The 18,414-nt window shown below is 43.4% G+C and carries 17 protein-coding genes; 14 read left to right on the top strand and 3 right to left on the bottom strand.

Features of this window, described 5'->3' with window-relative positions; genetic code table 11:
• Positions 1 to 226 precede the first annotated feature (226 nt).
• The 5 genes from QVE09_RS13265 to QVE09_RS13245 all read left to right on the top strand — a co-directional run bounded on the left by QVE09_RS13265 (position 227) and on the right by QVE09_RS13245 (position 5,044).
• Positions 227 to 721 carry a hypothetical protein gene (locus QVE09_RS13265; RefSeq protein ID WP_315937141.1) on the top strand — a complete coding sequence of 165 codons (495 nt, stop codon included), beginning with the start codon at positions 227 to 229 and terminating at the stop codon, positions 719 to 721.
• Positions 722 to 898: 177 nt separating this feature from the next.
• The gene (gene typA, locus QVE09_RS13260) at positions 899 to 2,743 is read left to right on the top strand and encodes a translational GTPase TypA (protein WP_315937140.1); all 1,845 of its coding nucleotides are present in this window, start codon (positions 899 to 901) and stop codon (positions 2,741 to 2,743) included.
• Between the two features lie 301 nt (positions 2,744 to 3,044).
• A complete protein-coding gene (locus QVE09_RS13255) occupies positions 3,045 to 3,341 on the top strand; it encodes a YlaH-like family protein (protein ID WP_036614990.1) in 297 nt (98 codons plus the stop codon).
• 90 nt (positions 3,342 to 3,431) lie between these two features.
• Positions 3,432 to 4,493, top strand: a complete 1,062-nt coding sequence (locus QVE09_RS13250; protein WP_315937139.1) for an LCP family protein — start codon at positions 3,432 to 3,434, stop codon at positions 4,491 to 4,493.
• Positions 4,494 to 4,591: 98 nt separating this feature from the next.
• On the top strand, positions 4,592 to 5,044 hold the full coding sequence (locus tag QVE09_RS13245; protein ID WP_315937138.1) for a pyridoxamine 5'-phosphate oxidase family protein: 453 nt from the start codon (positions 4,592 to 4,594) through the stop codon (positions 5,042 to 5,044).
• 7 nt (positions 5,045 to 5,051) lie between these two features.
• Here the strand turns inward: QVE09_RS13245 and QVE09_RS13240 are convergent, their stop codons facing one another.
• Positions 5,052 to 5,750, bottom strand: a complete 699-nt coding sequence (locus QVE09_RS13240) for a YhcN/YlaJ family sporulation lipoprotein (protein WP_315937137.1) — start codon at positions 5,748 to 5,750, stop codon at positions 5,052 to 5,054.
• A gap of 152 nt (positions 5,751 to 5,902) precedes the next feature.
• On the opposite strand from QVE09_RS13240, the gene QVE09_RS13235 reads away from it, so the two are divergent.
• Complete coding sequence (locus QVE09_RS13235) at positions 5,903 to 7,237, top strand: PhoH family protein (RefSeq protein ID WP_024628438.1); 1,335 nt, start codon at positions 5,903 to 5,905, stop codon at positions 7,235 to 7,237.
• Positions 7,238 to 7,458: 221 nt separating this feature from the next.
• Positions 7,459 to 8,730 (top strand): extracellular solute-binding protein, encoded by a 1,272-nt coding sequence (locus QVE09_RS13230; protein WP_315937136.1) that lies wholly within the window; start codon positions 7,459 to 7,461, stop codon positions 8,728 to 8,730.
• A 42-nt stretch (positions 8,731 to 8,772) separates the two neighbouring features.
• Here QVE09_RS13230 and QVE09_RS13225 read toward each other — a convergent pair whose 3' ends face one another.
• Positions 8,773 to 9,852 (bottom strand): coiled-coil domain-containing protein, encoded by a 1,080-nt coding sequence (locus QVE09_RS13225; RefSeq protein ID WP_315937135.1) that lies wholly within the window; start codon positions 9,850 to 9,852, stop codon positions 8,773 to 8,775.
• A gap of 183 nt (positions 9,853 to 10,035) precedes the next feature.
• The gene (locus QVE09_RS13220) at positions 10,036 to 10,272 is read right to left on the bottom strand and encodes a DUF2626 domain-containing protein (RefSeq protein ID WP_017687281.1); all 237 of its coding nucleotides are present in this window, start codon (positions 10,270 to 10,272) and stop codon (positions 10,036 to 10,038) included.
• A 313-nt stretch (positions 10,273 to 10,585) separates the two neighbouring features.
• Here QVE09_RS13220 and QVE09_RS13215 point away from each other — a divergent pair, with 313 nt between their 5' ends.
• From QVE09_RS13215 to QVE09_RS13185, 7 genes are all read left to right on the top strand, one after another.
• Entirely contained in the window at positions 10,586 to 11,236 is a 651-nt protein-coding gene (locus QVE09_RS13215) for an RsfA family transcriptional regulator (protein ID WP_215077527.1), read from the top strand.
• A gap of 150 nt (positions 11,237 to 11,386) precedes the next feature.
• Positions 11,387 to 12,346: a ketopantoate reductase family protein gene (locus tag QVE09_RS13210; RefSeq protein WP_315937134.1), complete on the top strand. Its 960-nt coding sequence runs from the start codon at positions 11,387 to 11,389 to the stop codon at positions 12,344 to 12,346.
• A complete protein-coding gene (locus QVE09_RS13205) occupies positions 12,346 to 12,720 on the top strand; it encodes a DUF3397 domain-containing protein (protein ID WP_315937133.1) in 375 nt (124 codons plus the stop codon). Before QVE09_RS13210 ends, QVE09_RS13205 begins: the two co-directional genes overlap by 1 nt.
• Before the next feature lie 153 nt (positions 12,721 to 12,873).
• On the top strand, positions 12,874 to 14,571 hold the full coding sequence (locus QVE09_RS13200) for a peptide ABC transporter substrate-binding protein (protein WP_315937132.1): 1,698 nt from the start codon (positions 12,874 to 12,876) through the stop codon (positions 14,569 to 14,571).
• A gap of 190 nt (positions 14,572 to 14,761) precedes the next feature.
• Positions 14,762 to 15,694 carry an ABC transporter permease gene (locus QVE09_RS13195; protein ID WP_076211567.1) on the top strand — a complete coding sequence of 311 codons (933 nt, stop codon included), beginning with the start codon at positions 14,762 to 14,764 and terminating at the stop codon, positions 15,692 to 15,694.
• A 47-nt stretch (positions 15,695 to 15,741) separates the two neighbouring features.
• Positions 15,742 to 16,623, top strand: a complete 882-nt coding sequence (locus tag QVE09_RS13190) for an ABC transporter permease (RefSeq protein WP_371129057.1) — start codon at positions 15,742 to 15,744, stop codon at positions 16,621 to 16,623.
• Positions 16,624 to 16,640: 17 nt separating this feature from the next.
• Positions 16,641 to 18,410 carry an ABC transporter ATP-binding protein gene (locus QVE09_RS13185; RefSeq protein WP_315937131.1) on the top strand — a complete coding sequence of 590 codons (1,770 nt, stop codon included), beginning with the start codon at positions 16,641 to 16,643 and terminating at the stop codon, positions 18,408 to 18,410.
• Positions 18,411 to 18,414: the final 4 nt, after the last annotated feature.

Here is an 18,414-nt window from a genome sequence, read left to right as displayed (position 1 = left end):
AATACGCTTGTCAATACAACAACCATTGGGCTAGTCATAAGTTGCATATTTTAGGGTAATACAGGTAAAGAGCGCACGCAAAGTGCGACATAAAGTATAGTTTTTTGCCGAAACATCGGATACACTAGAAGCAGGATTACAGGTTTGGAAATCAACAGTCAGCATGGAATGCGTATCGTTTATTAAGGAATAAAGTACATAGCCATAGTATAAGAGGTGATTGCAGATGAGGATGAGAAATGAAAAAGCGATTGGACTATTTATTGTAGCTGCGGGAATTATTATTCTGCTTGGCAAGTTTGGCGTGTTTGGATTTATTGGTCGTAATTTCTGGCCTTTGCTGATCCTGCTGCCAGGCATCGCCCTTCATGCGTTATATTATGCGCGTATTTCACCATCGTGGTCACTCGTTCCTGCCGGCATACTAACGGTGTATGGTGTTTTATTCAGTATAACGAATACATGGGGCGCTGGACTTATGAGCAGGCTGTGGCCAGGATTCTTGCTTGGGATCGCCATAGGGTTACTCGAATATGGAATGGCTGAACGACGAAGACCGGAATATGTGTTACCTGCAGCTTTGATCCTTTGTGCGGTGTCCATCATATTATTCGGATTTACCTTGCTGCAAACGGGAATAATCTATGTACTTGCTGTCCTTTTGATCTTGGGCGGAGTCTGGTTATTACTTGGACGAGGACGTCAAGGGAGAGGTTGGTAACATTCCCAGTGGTCTTTTCGTGCGAAATATCTTGATTTTTACCTATAATAAACTATAATATAAGGGATATAGACATGCGTCGGGATATCACCGACGCTTATTTTGTGAGTAACCTGCGAAATTGCGGGAAGTTTAAGTAGATATGATTTGAAATTGGAAAGGATATGGATACAAAACATGCATTCAAGAGAACACATTCGCAATATTGCGATTATTGCCCACGTCGACCACGGAAAAACAACACTCGTTGACAAGTTGCTCCAGCAATCCGGTACTTACCGAGATCACGAAACGGTACAGGAGCGCGTAATGGACTCCAACGATTTGGAGCGTGAACGCGGTATTACGATTTTGGCCAAAAACACGGCTATAACTTATAAAGATTACCTGATCAACATTGTGGATACACCAGGACACGCCGACTTCGGTGGCGAAGTGGAACGTATCATGAAAATGGTTGACGGCGTATTGCTCGTTGTTGATGCTTATGAAGGCTGTATGCCCCAAACGAAGTTTGTACTTCGTAAAGCGCTTGAGCATAACCTGACACCAATCGTAGTTGTAAACAAAATTGACCGTCCAGCGGCTCGTCCGACTGAGGTTATTGATGAAGTATTGGACCTGTTCATTGAACTGGGTGCCAACGATCAACAACTCGAATTCCCTGTTGTGTATGCTTCCGCATTGAACGGAACATCCAGCATGGATAATGATCCTGCCAAACAAGATGACAACATGATGGCGATCTACAATACCATCGTTAGTCATATCCCACACCCTACCGAAAATGTTGAAGAACCGCTTCAATTCCTCGTTACTTTGATGGACTACAATGAATACCTTGGCCGTATTGCCATTGGTCGTGTTAACCGCGGTGTGATCCGTCAAGGACAATCGGTAACGGTTATTATGCGTGATGGTAAGAGCAAAACTGCACGTATCGAGAAACTGTTTGGTTTCCAAGGTCTCAAACGTATTGAGACGGAAGAAGCAGGAGCAGGTGACATCGTTGCCATTGCAGGAATCAAGGACATCAACATTGGTGAAACCATCGCTGATCCAAACAATCCAGAAGCACTTCCAGTTTTGAAAATTGATGAGCCTACACTGCAAATGACGTTCCTCGTGAACAACAGTCCATTCGCAGGTCGTGAAGGTAAATGGGTAACTTCCCGTAAACTTCGTGAGCGTTTGTTAAAAGAATTGGAAACAGACGTTTCCCTTCGTGTTGACGAAACGGATAGCCCGGATGCATTTGTCGTTTCCGGACGTGGTGAGCTTCACTTGGGTATCCTGATTGAAAATATGCGTCGTGAAGGATATGAGCTTCAAGTATCCAAACCAGAAGTTATCGTTAAAGAAGTTGACGGTAAGAAAATGGAACCTGTTGAGCGCTTGTTGATTGATATCCCTGAAGAAAGCATGGGTTCCGTAATGGAGAGTCTGGGCGCACGTAAAGCAGAGATGGTTAACATGGTTAACACAGGTAGTGGTCAAGTTCGTCTGGAGTTCCTGATTCCAGCACGTGGTTTGATCGGATATAGCACAAACTTCCTGACATTGACTCGTGGTTACGGTGTAATGAACCATGCATTTGACAGCTACGCTCCAGTAGTATCCGGTCAAGTGGGTGGACGTCACCAAGGCGTGCTGATCTCAACTGAAACTGGTACATCTACGTTCTATGGCATGATGGGCGTTGAGGATCGCGGTACACTCTTCTTGGAGCCGGGTACTGAAATCTACGAAGGTATGATTGTTGGTGAACATACACGTGACAATGATATCGTTGTTAACATCTGCAAAGAAAAACAACTGACTAACGTTCGTTCTTCCGGTAAAGATGATACGGTTAAAATTAAAACTCCGATTATCTTCTCGTTGGAACAGGCGCTTGAATATCTGAATGAAGATGAATATTGTGAGATTACACCAAAATCTATTCGTCTTCGTAAGAAGATCCTGAACAAATCCGAGCGTGAGCGTGCAGAAAAACAACGCAAAATGGCTTCTAAAGCCTAATAACAACAAAATAATATATATAAGTTAGCATTTGATGGGCCCGGCAAGTAACGAGAGGGTTGTACAGCTAAAGTAGTGTAGGGATCAGAATCGATTCTGAAGAAGCGAAGCGCTCGCCTTTATCCCCGGATTGTACCATTTAAAAAATGGATCAAAAAAATCTGGGGATAACAGCGATCAGAAGAACGAGCTGAGACCGAAACGGTCACGATGCACGTACTGGCTCTCTAAGTTGCTAAAGGGAATTCCATCAACCAGTTAACTTATAACCTAGCATGAACACGAAAGGAGCTGGCTGTGCATGCAAGCATGGTTCGCATCACACCCGATCGTAGCCTACATCGTCATCTTTGTATTGATTACTTACGTATATAACAAGGTGTTTCGGGTACGTCAGAAATTGCCGCTTGGTAAGGAAATCGTTCTCTATATTTTGATGGCGATGGGCACATTCATGCTTCTTATTTTTCAGATCGACAAGCTGCCCATCATTCAATGTTTGTTGGTCGCGGTTGGTTTGATGTTGTTAGTGAGAGTGCGTTATTTTATTGAAGGTCGTCAAAAGAAAAAAGCGGAAGCTGCCGCTCGAAACTCATAAATCCTGTCTTGTACAGACCATCCGTTTTCCTTAGGGAAAGCGGTTGTCTTTTATTTAGACAAAAACAGATGTGATAAAGGTGTTGAAGATATGAACTCAAATTCGAACGGACTGCCTCCACGGAGACAGGCACCGACGCAATCCGGTGCTTCTGGATCGAAGAATGGCAAGGGCAAGCAGCCTAAGAAGAAAAAGAGAATGAATGCTTTTGGCAGAATCCTTTTAAGTCTATTGGTTATTGCCATTGTGGTAGGCGGTGGATATGCGTACTGGGTATACAATCAAGTCGTGGATACAGGCATCGATAAACCGGTACCTCCCGGGATGTCAGCCACAACCAAACCGATCACGATGCTATTATTAGGCACAGATAACCGTCCTGAAACTGGCACATATCTCTCGGATGTTGTTATGGTGGCTTCGTTGAATCCGGAGACCAAGACGGCAACCATTGTATCTTTACCACGAGACACGCGTATTCAATTGGATGGGTACAAGTCCAACAAGCTGAATTCCTATTATCCAAGGTTCAAAGCACAGGAAAAAACCACTGGCAAAAATGCAGAGGATCAGATGAAGGAAATGATGGGCAAGTATTTAAATGTAGATATTAATTATACAACCGTCCTGAATTTTCAGGCATTCCGTGATGCTGTCAATGCCGTGGGTGGCGTGGATGTGACTGTGGATAAAAATATGTGTTATAGAGATACAGCCGATGGTACAGATATCAATCTGGTCGCAGGCGCACAACATCTCGATGGTAAAGCGGCACTGGATTTTGTTCGTTACCGCAAATCCAATTGTAATCCGAAGACTGCTGAATCCAATGACTTTGATCGTAACAAACGTCAAAACCAAGTGCTGAACTCCATGCTGGATCAGATGAAATCTCTTGGGGGCATTACGAAGATTAGCAAAGTGATTGGTGCAGTTGACAAGAACATGACGACAGATGTGGAATCGGAACAAATGAAAAACTTTATCTCGACGTATTGGAACATTTCCACCTCGGATGTGCATTATACTCCGGTTACCGGAGAGTGGAGAAGTCCATATGTGTATATTAATGAGACGGAACTCGCCAATGCGAAGCAGGCTTTACAAGATACACTTTCAGGTAAAGTAACGGCTTCACCTTCAGGCCAATAACCTTCATTCTTTTGGGATTGGAAGCACGTTAATCGGTATGCTATAATAACATAAACCAAGTACAAGAATTGCATAAAGAAGGTTAGGGGGCTGGTTGAATGTCCGAAGCCGTCACACAATTAACTGAATCTCTTTTACAGCAATTCAAGAATGAGACCTTTGTGCTTCTGAGCACCGTGGATGTAGAATCCGGAGGTCCGACTTCAACAGCCATCTCCTGGATTTATGCGGAGAATGCTTCTACTTTTCGTGTAGCAATTGATCATCGTTCACGTTTAGTGAATAACATGATTACTAATCCGCTCATTACGGTTACTGTCTTTGGAGAAGAGATGGTGTACGCAGTGAACGGACGTGCTGCGGTACGACAAGATCCGCTGCAGGATGTTCCATTTAATATGTGCTGTTTCGACATCACAATTGAAGCGGTGAGGAATGCTCTGTTTTACGGCGCTCAATTGTCCTCTGTGTTTCAATATGTCAAAATATATGATCAGCGTGCTGCTGAGAAATTAGATGAGCAGGTTTTTGCTGCCATGAAAAAAGCCTAGTGAGAGATCACTGGGCTTTTTGTTGTCTTTTGTCAGATGAATGCAGCTGCTGCATTTGTTGTTTTTGATTCACGTGTTCATCCGGATTTTGACGGACTTTGACGTCTTTCGGGAGTTGGGGGATAATTCGTCCCACCATGTCAGCAAGTTCTGAAGCAAAACCGGAGATTGGGTGCCCTTGACGAATATGTTGACCGATCTCTTTAATTCGTTCAGTGACATCGGCATCAGCAGTAACGATGGAATCTACACCTTCGGGGTCTTTGCGAAGCGCTTCGGCAACAGCGTACTTAATGGTACCCACCCGAGCACGTTCCAGTTCACCATCAACATCGATGCCAACTACGGCTGTATTACCGAGTATGACGCAGTTTGCATCTTCAACACCTTCCACTTGCTTGGCAAGGGCTTTAAGGTGATTGATTCGTTTTTCATTTGGCATCCGGCCACTCTTTGCATCATCCACAATGTTGGTATCATGGACTTCACCTGTATTCTCATTGAGACGGTCCAAACGTGAAGGATTCATCCGATCTTCCTGTGCATTGAGCATGTGAGATCCTTTCCTTTGATCTTGCTGAGTTGTTACATTTCCTCCGTAACTTCGTGGATGCGATGTATGTGGCTCCTGTGAAGCACTGCGTGTGGAACTGTTGCAACCTGTAAGTATAAAGATCAGAAGCAGCGTGCAAACCCATATTTTCATAAATGTTCATCCTTTCTTGGAGTTTTTCAGAATGGTTGACAATTATTTTGCCCTAGTCGAATACATTTATGTATGGGATCATGATTGTCCATGCCGCTGCTGAAAGATCACACTATTCATGCCTTTAACGACGCCGCTTTGGAGGGGATTGAATGAAAAAGATTTTTGTATTGGATACCAACGTGCTTCTGCATGACCCCAATGCCATATTTGCCTTTGAGGAACATGAGGTAATCATTCCCGCGGTTGTATTGGAGGAGATCGACTCCAAAAAAAGAAATGCCGATGAAATTGGGCGTAATGCCCGTAATGTATCCAGACTGTTAGATGGATTACGTGAGCTGGGTCACTTGCACAGTGGGGTACCTTTGGCTAATGGAGGTAACCTGAAAGTAGAGCTGAATCATCGGAGTTTCGTGAAAGTTCAGGAAATGTTTGGTGAAGTGTCCAATGATAATCGTATTTTGGCTGTCGCACTGAATTATCAGATTGAGGAAAATGAAAAGGAAGTAGTCGAACGTCAGGTCGTGCTTGTCAGTAAAGATGTACTTGTGCGTATCAAAGCGGATGTACTTGGTCTGTTCACACAGGATTACTTATCAGATCGGACGGCAGGACTCAGTGAATTATATCCAGGTTATACGGCCCTAAAAGTTCATCCGTCAGTGATTGATGAGTTTTACACATATCGTTTTTTACCAATCAAACCGTTACAGTTGTCTTATTCGTTGTATCCGAATGAATTCGTCATTCTCAAGGATGAGATGGGAACCAATAAATCGGCTTTACTTAAAGTGAACACAGAGGGAACAAAGCTGGAGCCGCTTTTCCTCAGTAATGATAATGTCTGGGGTATTAGCGCACGTAACGCACAACAACGCATGGCACTGGAACTGCTTTTGAATGATGACATCCCGCTTGTTACCATCACCGGTAAGGCTGGAACAGGTAAAACCTTGCTGGCACTTGCAGCAGGTCTGCTTAAGGTAGAGGATGATCATAAGTACAAAAAACTGTTGATCGCTCGCCCTGTCGTTCCGATGGGGAAAGATATCGGTTATTTGCCTGGTGAGAAGGAAGAAAAACTTCGTCCATGGATGCAGCCGATTTACGATAATCTGGAGTTTTTGTTTGACACCAAAAAAGCCGGAGATATCGATAAAATCCTAATGGGGCTTGGCAGTATTCAGGTGGAGGCTTTAACGTATATTCGTGGAAGATCGATACCTGGACAGTTTATCATTATTGATGAAGCCCAGAATCTTTCCCGCCACGAAGTGAAGACCATTGTATCAAGGGTCGGTGAAGGCAGTAAAATTATTTTGATGGGAGACCCCGAACAGATAGACCATCCGTATCTTGATTCTGCCAGTAACGGTCTGACTTATATCGTGGAACGGTTCAAGCAAGAAGGAATCAGCGGACACATCATGCTCGAAAAAGGAGAACGGTCCAAGCTGGCACAGCTTGCAGCCGATTTACTGTAAAATTCAGGGGATTTATTTCCCGGAAAATGTTGTTATTGAAGCCGGCTCCTGGAGTCGGCTTTTTGCTGAAAAAATAAGTAAGCGTTATTACACAGAACTCGATATGCTCGTAATATGCAAAAATCCGAAAAAGTGTTTTTCAGCAGGGTAGGACAAGAGTACTACTTATTTGTTACAATAATTGCTGCAGGAAAAAACTAGGTGAACAGGGAGGGAAGTTAATGAAGCGTAGACATCAGGTTGTTTTGTTCGCGGTATTGCTGCTTTCGTTAACGATCTTGTCACCAAGTTTTGACTTTAGAGGTTCGCAGCTCAATCAGGAACGCGATCAGGAGAAGGATACCTTTCCGGGTTCTTCGTCCCGTAATGAAGATGCTGAAGCTCCGCTGGAGATTGTAGTGGCCATGTCGGATGAAGAGTTTCAAGCCTTTCAAAAGATAGCCAAAGAAGTTGCTGCTTCCCAGCTGGTAGAGATTAATCTTCGGAATGAGAAGCCGGATACATATAAGCATGTTTTGGATCTTGAATTTTCACTAGGGGAGAATGGTGATGTTGTTCTGCTTGATAGTGAGGAAGTGCAACACTACGCCCAAAAAGGGTACCTGTATCCGTTAAACGGAACAACATTATCGAAGTCGCTAGGAGATACGGTAGTTGGGTTACGGGGAATGACAGAGTGGAATGGTTATCAGTGGGGAATGCCTTTTGATTTTGATCCGTACATTCTGGCTTCACAATCTGCATTTCTGAAGAGAGCTGGTCTGGAGTCGTTACCTCACAATAAAGATCAGTGGGTCAAACTTACTCAACAAGCCATTACGGAAGGCATCCCTTTAATTACAATGAACATCAATGATATGTACGGAACGAATGCGTGGCTGAATCATTTGGAACCGAGGATGGCGCCAGATCAAGTTAAACGAACACAAATAGATTCGCAAACGGGGGATCTTCAGCAGGGGATACAGTTGATGAATCAGATTCAGCCCCTTATTAGGCTCGAGTCTACCAATCCAGAGTTCTCTCCAACTGCTGACCAGAACGGCACACCGATGGTTGTATCTTTGTTATCTCAATTATTAAGTGCGGATCAAGCGAGTACAGTGGATAAAGATTCTTTGGAGCGGATTTCTTTCGAAACCTTGGAAACTGTAAACTCCAGAAGCCTTGTCATTACTGCGGGTTCGGTTGAGGCAGAGGAGGCCAGTAGATGGATTGAAGGAATGACGTCCGCTACAACACAGTTGAAATGGTACCAACAGGTCAACCGGTTGCCCGCAAAGCAACAGGAACTGGATTTGGAGTCTGAGAAACTCGTTGGACGTTATGACATGGCAAAGGGACAGTCTTGGTTCTCAATAACCCAAGATGCCCCCGCTGCAACGACCCAAAGTCATGCTCTAGTAACTCGTTTTCAACAAAAAGTACAACAATTCTTAAAGGGAGAAATTACAGCGAATCAATACGTAGACAGTATTAGAATGACGAATTAACTTTAAGTTCGTGATCAAAAGCGGACTTCTTGAACAACCTCTTTAAAATGATATAGCTAGTTTTACTTCCAGTATGCCTTCACTTGTTGAAACATCGGTTGCTTTGACAAACGAAAGGATTTTCTGTGGATAGAACCCAAGGTCAAATTCTCTTTCCAGCATTCGGCGAGTAGTGTCTGGTAATTCAAGCTGGTTGAATACAAGTTTGTCCACATGAAAACGAATGGAGTTTTGAGGTTCATTTTCTACCGTATAATGTCCTTCAATGCTTAATTGCAACTGATCCCGCTGACCGGAAGCTATAATCTTATCCTGATTAAACTGAAAGGCAAAGTCTTCAAAGATGGGATTTTGGGAACGCAGAAATGTATTAAGTTCATCCTGCCCAATTCGAATCGTATACGTTGTTCCAGTTGTGGATATACCTCCGTTTTGTTTTTGTATAAAATCGGGCAGGTTCTGCATGGCAGATGCCAATGCTTTAAAATATCGTTTCACCTCATAGATGCCGATATTCTCCCAATAAAGGGTCAATTCATCCATCAGTTTCTGAATCGCTGCCGCATCTCCGCTGGTGGCTATTTGGGCATCCACTTCTTTTTGCAAGGCGACTACACGTTCCCGCTGGTTTTGAAGATTAGTCTTCATTTCGCTTAATTCTGCTGTAGTCTGACGAATCTGAATGGAAGTCTGTTGCAGGTTGCGATAACGATCCTGATACTTGTCCAGCACAGCCTGATCCCGCCCAATAATAATCTGGTAATAATCATACAGGACAAACAGGTCTTTGAATGACCTGGCTCCCAGGACCGTCATGAGAAGACTGTCACGTTCTCCTGTATAGTAGGACCTCACTACAGCTCCGGCCCGATCTTGCTGAATATGTATCTGCTCTTCCTGTTCCTGAAGCTGGACGGATAATGTTTCGTATTGTTGAGCCAGCTGCTTCTGCCTTTCGGCGATGCGTTCGATTTCATGATCGATTTCAACGATGGATAGACTTTTTTGCAATATTTCACGTGTATCCTCAGGTGAAGACTCTCCATAGGCATAGGTTGAGGGTAGTTGTAGGAATACGATGATGCATAATATAAATGCGGCAATGCCGTTATGACGTCTCACCGATCATTCTCCTTTCCACTTCTTAAATGACAATCGTACAGGCTTGTTGTCTTCCAGACAATATATGAAACAAATACGTGAAATATCCTTAGTGGTTACATAACACCATGAATATTCATTTAATCTAAACACAACAAAAAAGCAACCCGACAGATATCGGATCACTTTGATGCTGCAGGTGGATTAGAGCGGCAAACCCATTTCGAATACGGTCCAGTAGCTGAACCCCGTGAATGTTACGATCATATAACCCCAGAAGAGCAATATGTACGTTCGCTCGGTAAATTTCAAGTATCCCAAAATGACAAAAAACGCAGTCTGCAGGAAAAAAAGCAAAGCCATTTCGACCAGATCTCCCGCAAAAGCCATCAGGCCAATTGCAAGCGTGAAGAACCCGAGTACCCGAAACATGCGTGCCACGGTAAATCCTCCTCTCCTAAGTACGTTCATAGATTGTCTACACAACATTATACCGGGAAAGGAAAAACGTGTAAACAAATTTGGGTATGAAAGCGAATTCTTTTTTGCCCAAAGTAAGTATAGAGGGAGATGTTTTACGTATGTCACGTATGAGCAAGCCTGAATGTGGAAATACATTTTAGTATGAAATCAATTCTATGAACTCTATGAGAGGCATAAGAATGAATGAAGCAGCTTTTATACCTAATTCACATACCGGGCTTCCGGTAATGCGGACGGTTATTTTAGGATGTTGTTAGGAGGGTATTATAGCATGACTGCAGTGAGACAGGATGCTTGGAGTACAGAGGACGATTTGATATTGGCTGAGGTTACTTTGCGTCATATTCGGGAAGGCAGTACACAATTGGCCGCTTTTGAAGAGGTGGGCGAAAAAATAGGCAGAACATCTGCCGCATGCGGTTTTCGCTGGAACAGTTGCGTACGTAAAAAGTATGAGTCTGCCATCAGTAACGCCAAGGCACAACGGCAAAAACGAAGTTATCTCAGAAAGCAACCAGCTATGCTAGGACCGCAGGTCGCCGCATTGTCTACACTGGACACTGAAGAACATCTGTACAAATCAGATGGAATCTCAGACGATTCATTATCGATGGATGCAGTAATCCGCTTCCTGCGACAATGGAAGGGAACAGTGCAGGAGAGTAATCGTCAACTCAAGATGCTGGAGAAGGAGCTTCGGGAGAAAGAAGATGAGTTGCTCGAACTACGTCTTGAGAATGACCGTCTCTCCAAGGAAGTGAATGAAGTACAGACGGATTACCGTGTGGTGAATGACGACTATAAAGCTTTGATTCAAATTATGGATCGGGCTCGCAGACTCGCATTTTTGTCCGAAGAAGAAGAGGAACTTAAGACACGTTTCAAGATGGATGCCAACGGGAATCTGGAACGAATTGAATAACAAATTCAGACGTTTGATTTGTGAAAGTCAGGTATGAACCCGCCACACCTCCGTTACACAACGGCAGGTATGACGGGTTTTTAGTTTGGTGTTTTTGTTCTATTATAGATAATAGAAGAGCAACTACTGAAGCGAAGAGGAGTGCATCATATGATTATTGACATCGTAGGAGCGGGGGCACTTGGTCTGTTGTATGGCGGGAAACTTCTGGCGTCAGGTAATCAGGTCAGATTTTGGACCAGAACAACTGCTCAGGCAGACCTCCTCAGCCATGATGGAGTAACCATTGTGGAACGTGGCGAGGAGATACATATTCTACCGGATCAAATACAGGCGAAACCAATAAGTGAGCTGACTGACACATGGAAGAACACACCTGGAGAATGGTTGCTGCTCATGGTTAAGCAGACAAGCATTGATGATTTCATTCATGAGATTAGTCCATTACAAGATCATGTGCTGAATATCGCTTGTTTTCAAAATGGGATGGGCCATCTGGCAAAAATTCAAGCAGCTTTGCCAAAGTCGCTTCTATGTAGTGCGGTTACAACAGAAGGTGCGAAGCGTACACAAAGTCAGGTGACTCGTTCAGGTACAGGTGAAACCAGGCTGGGGAGGTACAACATACATATAGTAGCTTCTACCTCTATAGAGGAGCAGAGAACATTTACTCTGTCGGGATCGTTGCAGCAGGCAGGATTTGACTGTACAGTGTCGAATGAAATCGATAAGCTGATATACAGGAAACTATTGATTAATGCAGTCATTAACCCGCTTACAGCATTATGGCGAATTCCTAATGGAGAATTGATCGTCAAGGAAGAACGAAAGAAGTTAATGCGCCAGTTATATGATGAAGTTTTATTAATCTATTCTGCAAGTGGAATATATTTGGATCAGGATATGTGGGATCAACTGATGTCGGTCTGTCGTTCTACTGCCACGAATACTTCCTCCATGCTTGCAGATGTTCTCGCTGGACGTGGTACAGAAGTGAGGTCTATTAACGGTCATATTGTAAGGATGGCACAGAAGTTGGACCTTGTTGCACCTACACATGAAATACTGCTTCATCTGATTGAAGGAATGCAACCGGAAGGAGTGAATTAATGGGACTTTTTATTGTGTTGAGCATATTGCCCTTTTTTCCGTTCTTTCTTGTCTATTGGGGCATGTACCTATGGAAAAAAGAAAAACGGAACGCCATGCGGATGGCAATGGATGTAACCACCTTTTTTCTTGTTTTTTCAGTATCGGCGTTATTCAACTTAACATTTGATTCGAATTTTGGTTTTTATCTGACACTTTTACTCATACTACTAGCACTTGGATTCATCGGAGGTGCGCAAAATCGACTAAAGGGGAAGGTCGATGGGGGGAGAATGTTCCGCGCCGTATGGCGCATGGCCTTCATCATTATGAGTTTTGGGTATATTTTGTTTACTTTATTTGGATTATTTAGATACTTCATGAAACAGATGTAAGGTTACATAACGCAAAAGAGGCAAAAAATGTGTCGATTTTGTCGAAAACTGAAAAAAACATTACTTTCTGAAAAAGTAATGTAGATTTTTTTGACCGGTGGTTGTATAATCTATAAACATATAAACCATATCAATTTAGGGGGAACGTGTTAGATGAAAAGGAAAAGTCTATTAGTCCTTTTGACGCTGATTTTGGCGTTCGGTACCGTACTTGCAGCGTGCGGATCGAAAAACGAAGGCACAGGTAACACCGATACTGGTTCTGCAAGCGAAGGAAATGGTCTTGCTAAAGATCAAATTCTGAAAATCAACCTGTCAGCTGAACCTCCTACGTTGGACCCGGCTCAAGCAAAAGACAGCCAAACCAACACAGTTCTGAAATTCTTGTATGAAGGTCTTGTACGCATCGATGCTGATGGTAAAGAACAAGCGGGCGTAGCTAAAGACTGGAAAATTTCCGAAGATGGTTTGAAATATGTTTTCAACCTGAACCCGGATGCTAAATGGAGCAACGGTGATGCAATCACTGCCGAAGACTTTGTTCGTTCTTGGGAACGTGCTTTGAAACCGGAAACAGCTTCTCCATATGCTTACCAATTGTACTACATCAAAGGTGCTGAAGGTTACAACCTCAGCAAAGATGAAACATACAAAGGTACTAAAGTCACAGATTTCTCACAAGTAGGCGTTAAAGCTACTGATGAACACACATTGGAAGTAACGTTGGAAAACCCAACACCTTACTTCTTGGGTCTGACAGCATTCTACACGTACTACCCAGTACATGCATCTGCTGACACCAATGACAAATTCTTCACAGACTACAAAAACATGATCGTTAACGGACCATTTGTAATGGATCAATACTCTAAAGGTCAAAAAATTGTTGTGAAGAAAAACGATGGTTACCATGCAGCTGCCGATATTAAATTGGCTGAAATCGATATGTCTCTGACGAACAGCAGTGCTTCCGAACTGCAAGCTTACAAATCAGGACAATTGGACTACACTGGTGCACCTAACGGTGAAATTCCATCCGACCAAATTCCTTCTGTAAAAGCGGAATTGCCGGACGAGTTCAAAGCTACTGGTATTGCAAGTACGTACTACTACCAGTTCAACGTAAACGAAGCACCATTTAACAACGTTAAAATCCGTAAAGCATTTGCAATGGCTATTCAGCGTCAGTTGATTGTTGACAAAGTTACACAAGGTGGACAAATTCCAGCATTCGGATTTGTACCTCCAGGTATCCGTGGTGAAAACGGCGAATTCCGTGATGAGCACAAAGACGATTACTTTACTGAAAATGTGGATGAAGCTAAAGCATTGCTTGCTGAAGGTATGAAAGAAGAAGGTTACACAACATTGCCAGCTGTTACTTTGATCTACAACACTAGTGATGGTCACGCGAAAATCGCTTTGGCGATTGCTGACATGTGGAAACAAAATCTTGGTGTTGATGTGAAAACAGAAAACCAAGAGTGGGGCGTATTCCTTGAGAACCGTCAAAACCAAAACTTCCAAGTAGCTCGTGCAGGTTGGTCTGCTGACTACAACGATCCATACAACTTCTTGGAAATGTGGACTACTGGAAACACAAACAATGATTCCAAATTCAGCAACGAACAGTATGACAAAGATGTTAAAGAAACTGTAAAATCTGCTGATCCAGCTACACGTATGGCTGCATTTGCTGACGCTGAGAAAATCCTGATTCAAGATGAAATGGGCGTTATGCCAATCTATTACTACACTAACGTATCTTTGACCAAGCCTTACCTGAAAGGCGTACAACTTGATTTCAGTGGAGCTATTGACTTCACGCGTGCATATCTGGAAGAGAAATAAGTTGTTCTGAAGTCTAATATGATTACTTCGGGATATATATGTGGAATTCCATATATATCCCGATTTTTTTGTATGTGCACCGATTTTCCTTATAATTCTTGAAATTTCCGATAAATGGATTGGACTTTATTTCTGTCTAATTCTACAATCGATTTGTATACAAAATATTGTTTGTGGAGGTGTGCAAGGGTTGGTTAAGTATGTGTTGAAAAAACTATTATTTATGCTGCTATCGCTTTTCATACTCGCATCTGCAACCTTCTTCCTGATGAAGGCTATTCCGGGTGACCCTTTTACATCCGAGAAAAAAGTATCGCCTGAAATTCGGGTTTTGCTGGAACAGAAGTATGGATTGGACAAACCGATGTATGAACAATACCTGAAGTATATGGGTGGAATCCTTAAGGGAGATTTCGGAGTCTCAATGAAATATCTCAATCGAGATGTAGCCGGAATGATCGGCGAAACATTCACCGCTTCGCTGAAGCTTGGAGTGTTTGCAATTGTTATCTCCATTATCGTGGGTGTTTTGCTGGGGCTTATTGCTGCAGTTTACCATCGTAAACTCATTGATGATATCACGATGATCCTCGCTGTCATAGGTATAGCTGTTCCGAGCTTCTTGCTTGCGTCACTATTGCAGTATCTCTTTGCTACTAAATTAGGCTGGTTTAACGTTATGGGCTTTGATGGTCCATTGGATTACGTTCTTCCGGTTGCAGCGCTATCTGCATCTCCGATTGCTTTTATCGCTCGTTTGACGCGTTCGAGCATGCTTGAAGTCTTACATGCAGATTATATCAAAACAGCTAAAGCCAAAGGTCTGAAATGGCCTGCAATTATGTTTAAACACGTTGTAAGAAACGGTATTCTACCGGTAGTAACTTATGTTGGTCCAATGACAGCGAATATCATCACAGGTTCCGTTGTAATTGAACAGATCTTTAACATCGGGGGAATTGGTAAAGTATTCGTAGAGAGTATCACAAACCGTGATTACACTATGATCATGGGGATTACAATTTTCTATGGTATCCTCCTGATGTTGGCTCGTTTCTTTACGGATATCGCTTACGTGCTGATTGATCCTAGAATTAAGCTGGAAAGCCGGAAGGGGGCATAACGTTGTCTGGCACGAATAATAAAAAGAATGAAACGGCGAACACGAACCTGACTAGTCAGGCAGCGGTTAAACCGCAAGAAAGTGTATCCCTTTTTAAAGATGCCATGTACAGACTTGCAACCAATAAGGCTGCTATGATCAGTCTGGGTGTATTGGTTCTTGTCGTGATTTTCTCTTTGATTGGTCCAACTTCTTTGTTTACAAGTTATAATTATTATTCCAATGATTTGTTGAATGCCAATGCAGCGCCGAGTGCGGAGCACTGGTTCGGTACGGACGAGCTTGGTCGTGACGTGTGGGTAAGAACTTGGGTAGGAGCACGTGTATCCCTTACTGTAGGTTTGGCCGCAGCCTTGATTGACCTTGTTATCGGGGTTATTTATGGAGCGATCATGGGTTTCTACGGTGGACGTGTAGATGGAATTATGAACAAGTTTTCCGAAATCCTCTACTCCTTGCCGTACATGCTTGTTGTAATTTTGTTGCTGGTTGTACTGGAACCAAGTCTGACAACGATTATCATTGCCCTCACCATCACAGGCTGGATCAGCATGTCATGGATTGTGCGTGGTGAGATTATGCAACTCAAAAACAGAGACTTTATTCTTGCTGCAAGGTCCATGGGAGCAAGCACAGGGCGTCAATTGTTCCGTCATTTGCTGCCCAATGCAATAGGACCGATTCTTGTAACATTGACATTGTCTATTCCAAATGCAATCTTTGCCGAAGCGTTCCTGAGCTTCCTTGGATTGGGTGTATCTGCACCAAGATCTTCACTTGGTTCTATGATCAATGATGCACTTACAGGCTGGACGCTATTCCCGTGGCGGATGTGGTTCCCAGCAGGTCTGATGGTTCTGACTATGCTTGCATTTAACTTGCTCGGAGACGGTCTGCGTGACGCACTCGATCCGAAATTACGTAAATAGAAATAGGAGGTGGGATTATGGAGCCGATTTTAACAGTCAAAGACCTGAGTGTGTCGTTCTCAACACGTTCTGGTGAATTTGATGCCGTTAAAAATGTGAGTTTTGAAATTGGCAAAGGAGAGACGCTGGGGATCGTAGGTGAATCGGGTAGTGGTAAGAGTGTTACCGCCCAAACCATCATGAAATTGATTCCCTCCCCGCCTTCGAAGGTCAAAAGCGGAGAAATTACTTTTCACGGGCAAGACCTGCTGAATAAGACAGACAAACAAATGGAAGCGATTCGTGGTAAAGATATCGGTATGATCTTCCAAGATCCAATGACTTCTTTGAATCCTACCATTAAAATTGGTAAACAAATTACTGAAGTATTACGCAAGCATCAGAACATGTCCAAACAAGCGGCGAATAAAGCGGCTTTGGAGATGCTGGAACTTGTAGGTATTAAAAATGCGGCTATTCGCATGAATCATTATCCTCACCAATTCTCTGGTGGTATGCGTCAGCGTGCCATGATTGCGATCGCCCTTGCATGTCGTCCATCCCTTCTGATTGCGGATGAGCCGACAACTGCACTTGACGTTACAATTCAGGCTCAAATTCTGGATGTCATGAAAGATATGCAGCAAAAGCTGGGAACATCGATCATGCTGATCACGCATGACCTTGGTGTCGTAGCGGGTATGTGTGACCGTGTTGTTGTTATGAAGGAAGGCGAAGTTGTTGAAACAGGAACAACTGCTGAAATCTTTAGTAACCCTCAACATCCATACACGATTAAATTGCTGAATGCTTTGCCTCGTCTGGACGAGCCCAAAAAGGAAAAACCAGCTCCCGCTGGTATTATCAAAGGCAGCAACAAGCCTCTGGTACAAGTGAAAAACTTGAAACAGTACTTTAATCTGGGTAAAGGTAACATTCTTAAAGCGGTTAATGACGTAAGCTTTGATATCTTTGAAGGAGAAACACTCGGCGTTGTAGGTGAGTCCGGCTGTGGTAAATCCACAACAGGTCGTACCATTCTGCGTCTTTATGAGCCAACTGGCGGAAGTGTTAACTTCAACGGAACGGATATCTACAAGTTGTCCCCGCGCAAAATGAAAGAGATGCGTAAAGATATGCAGATGATTTTCCAAGATCCATATGCATCTCTTAACCCGCGTTTCAACGTTATGGATATTATCGGAGAGTCCCTTGATATTCATGGTCTGGCTTCCAGCTCTAAAGAGCGCAAGAGACGAGTGGAGGAGTTGCTTGATCTGGTAGGTTTGAATCCAAGTCATGCACTTCGTTATCCACATGAATTCTCCGGTGGTCAAAGACAACGGATCGGGATTGCGCGTGCACTTGCTGTAGACCCTAAATTCATCATCTGTGATGAGCCATTGTCTGCACTGGATGTATCCATTCAGGCGCAGGTCGTTAAATTGCTTGAAGAACTTCAGCAACGTCTCGGCTTGACATACCTGTTTATCGCGCATGACTTATCGATGGTTAAACATATCAGTGACCGTGTCGCTGTAATGTACATGGGTAAAGTGGTTGAACTCGCAGAAAGTGAAGAACTATATGCGAACCCTGTCCACCCGTATACCAAGACATTGCTTTCAGCGATTCCTGTACCTGATCCGGAAGTGGAAGCGAACAAGCGTCGCATTTTGCTGCCGGAAGAGCATATGAGCCCGATTCAGAATGGATCCGGTGGTCCTGCAAATGACCCGTACAACCTGGAAAATGCTCAATTGATTGAGGTTTCCAAAGGTCACTGGGTTGCAGAACCTTACGTATAATAGG

Source organism: Paenibacillus sp. ClWae2A (assembly GCF_032452295.1).
In the GTDB taxonomy this organism is placed as follows: domain Bacteria; phylum Bacillota; class Bacilli; order Paenibacillales; family Paenibacillaceae; genus Paenibacillus.
This window is presented reverse-complemented; position numbering and strand designations above follow the sequence as displayed.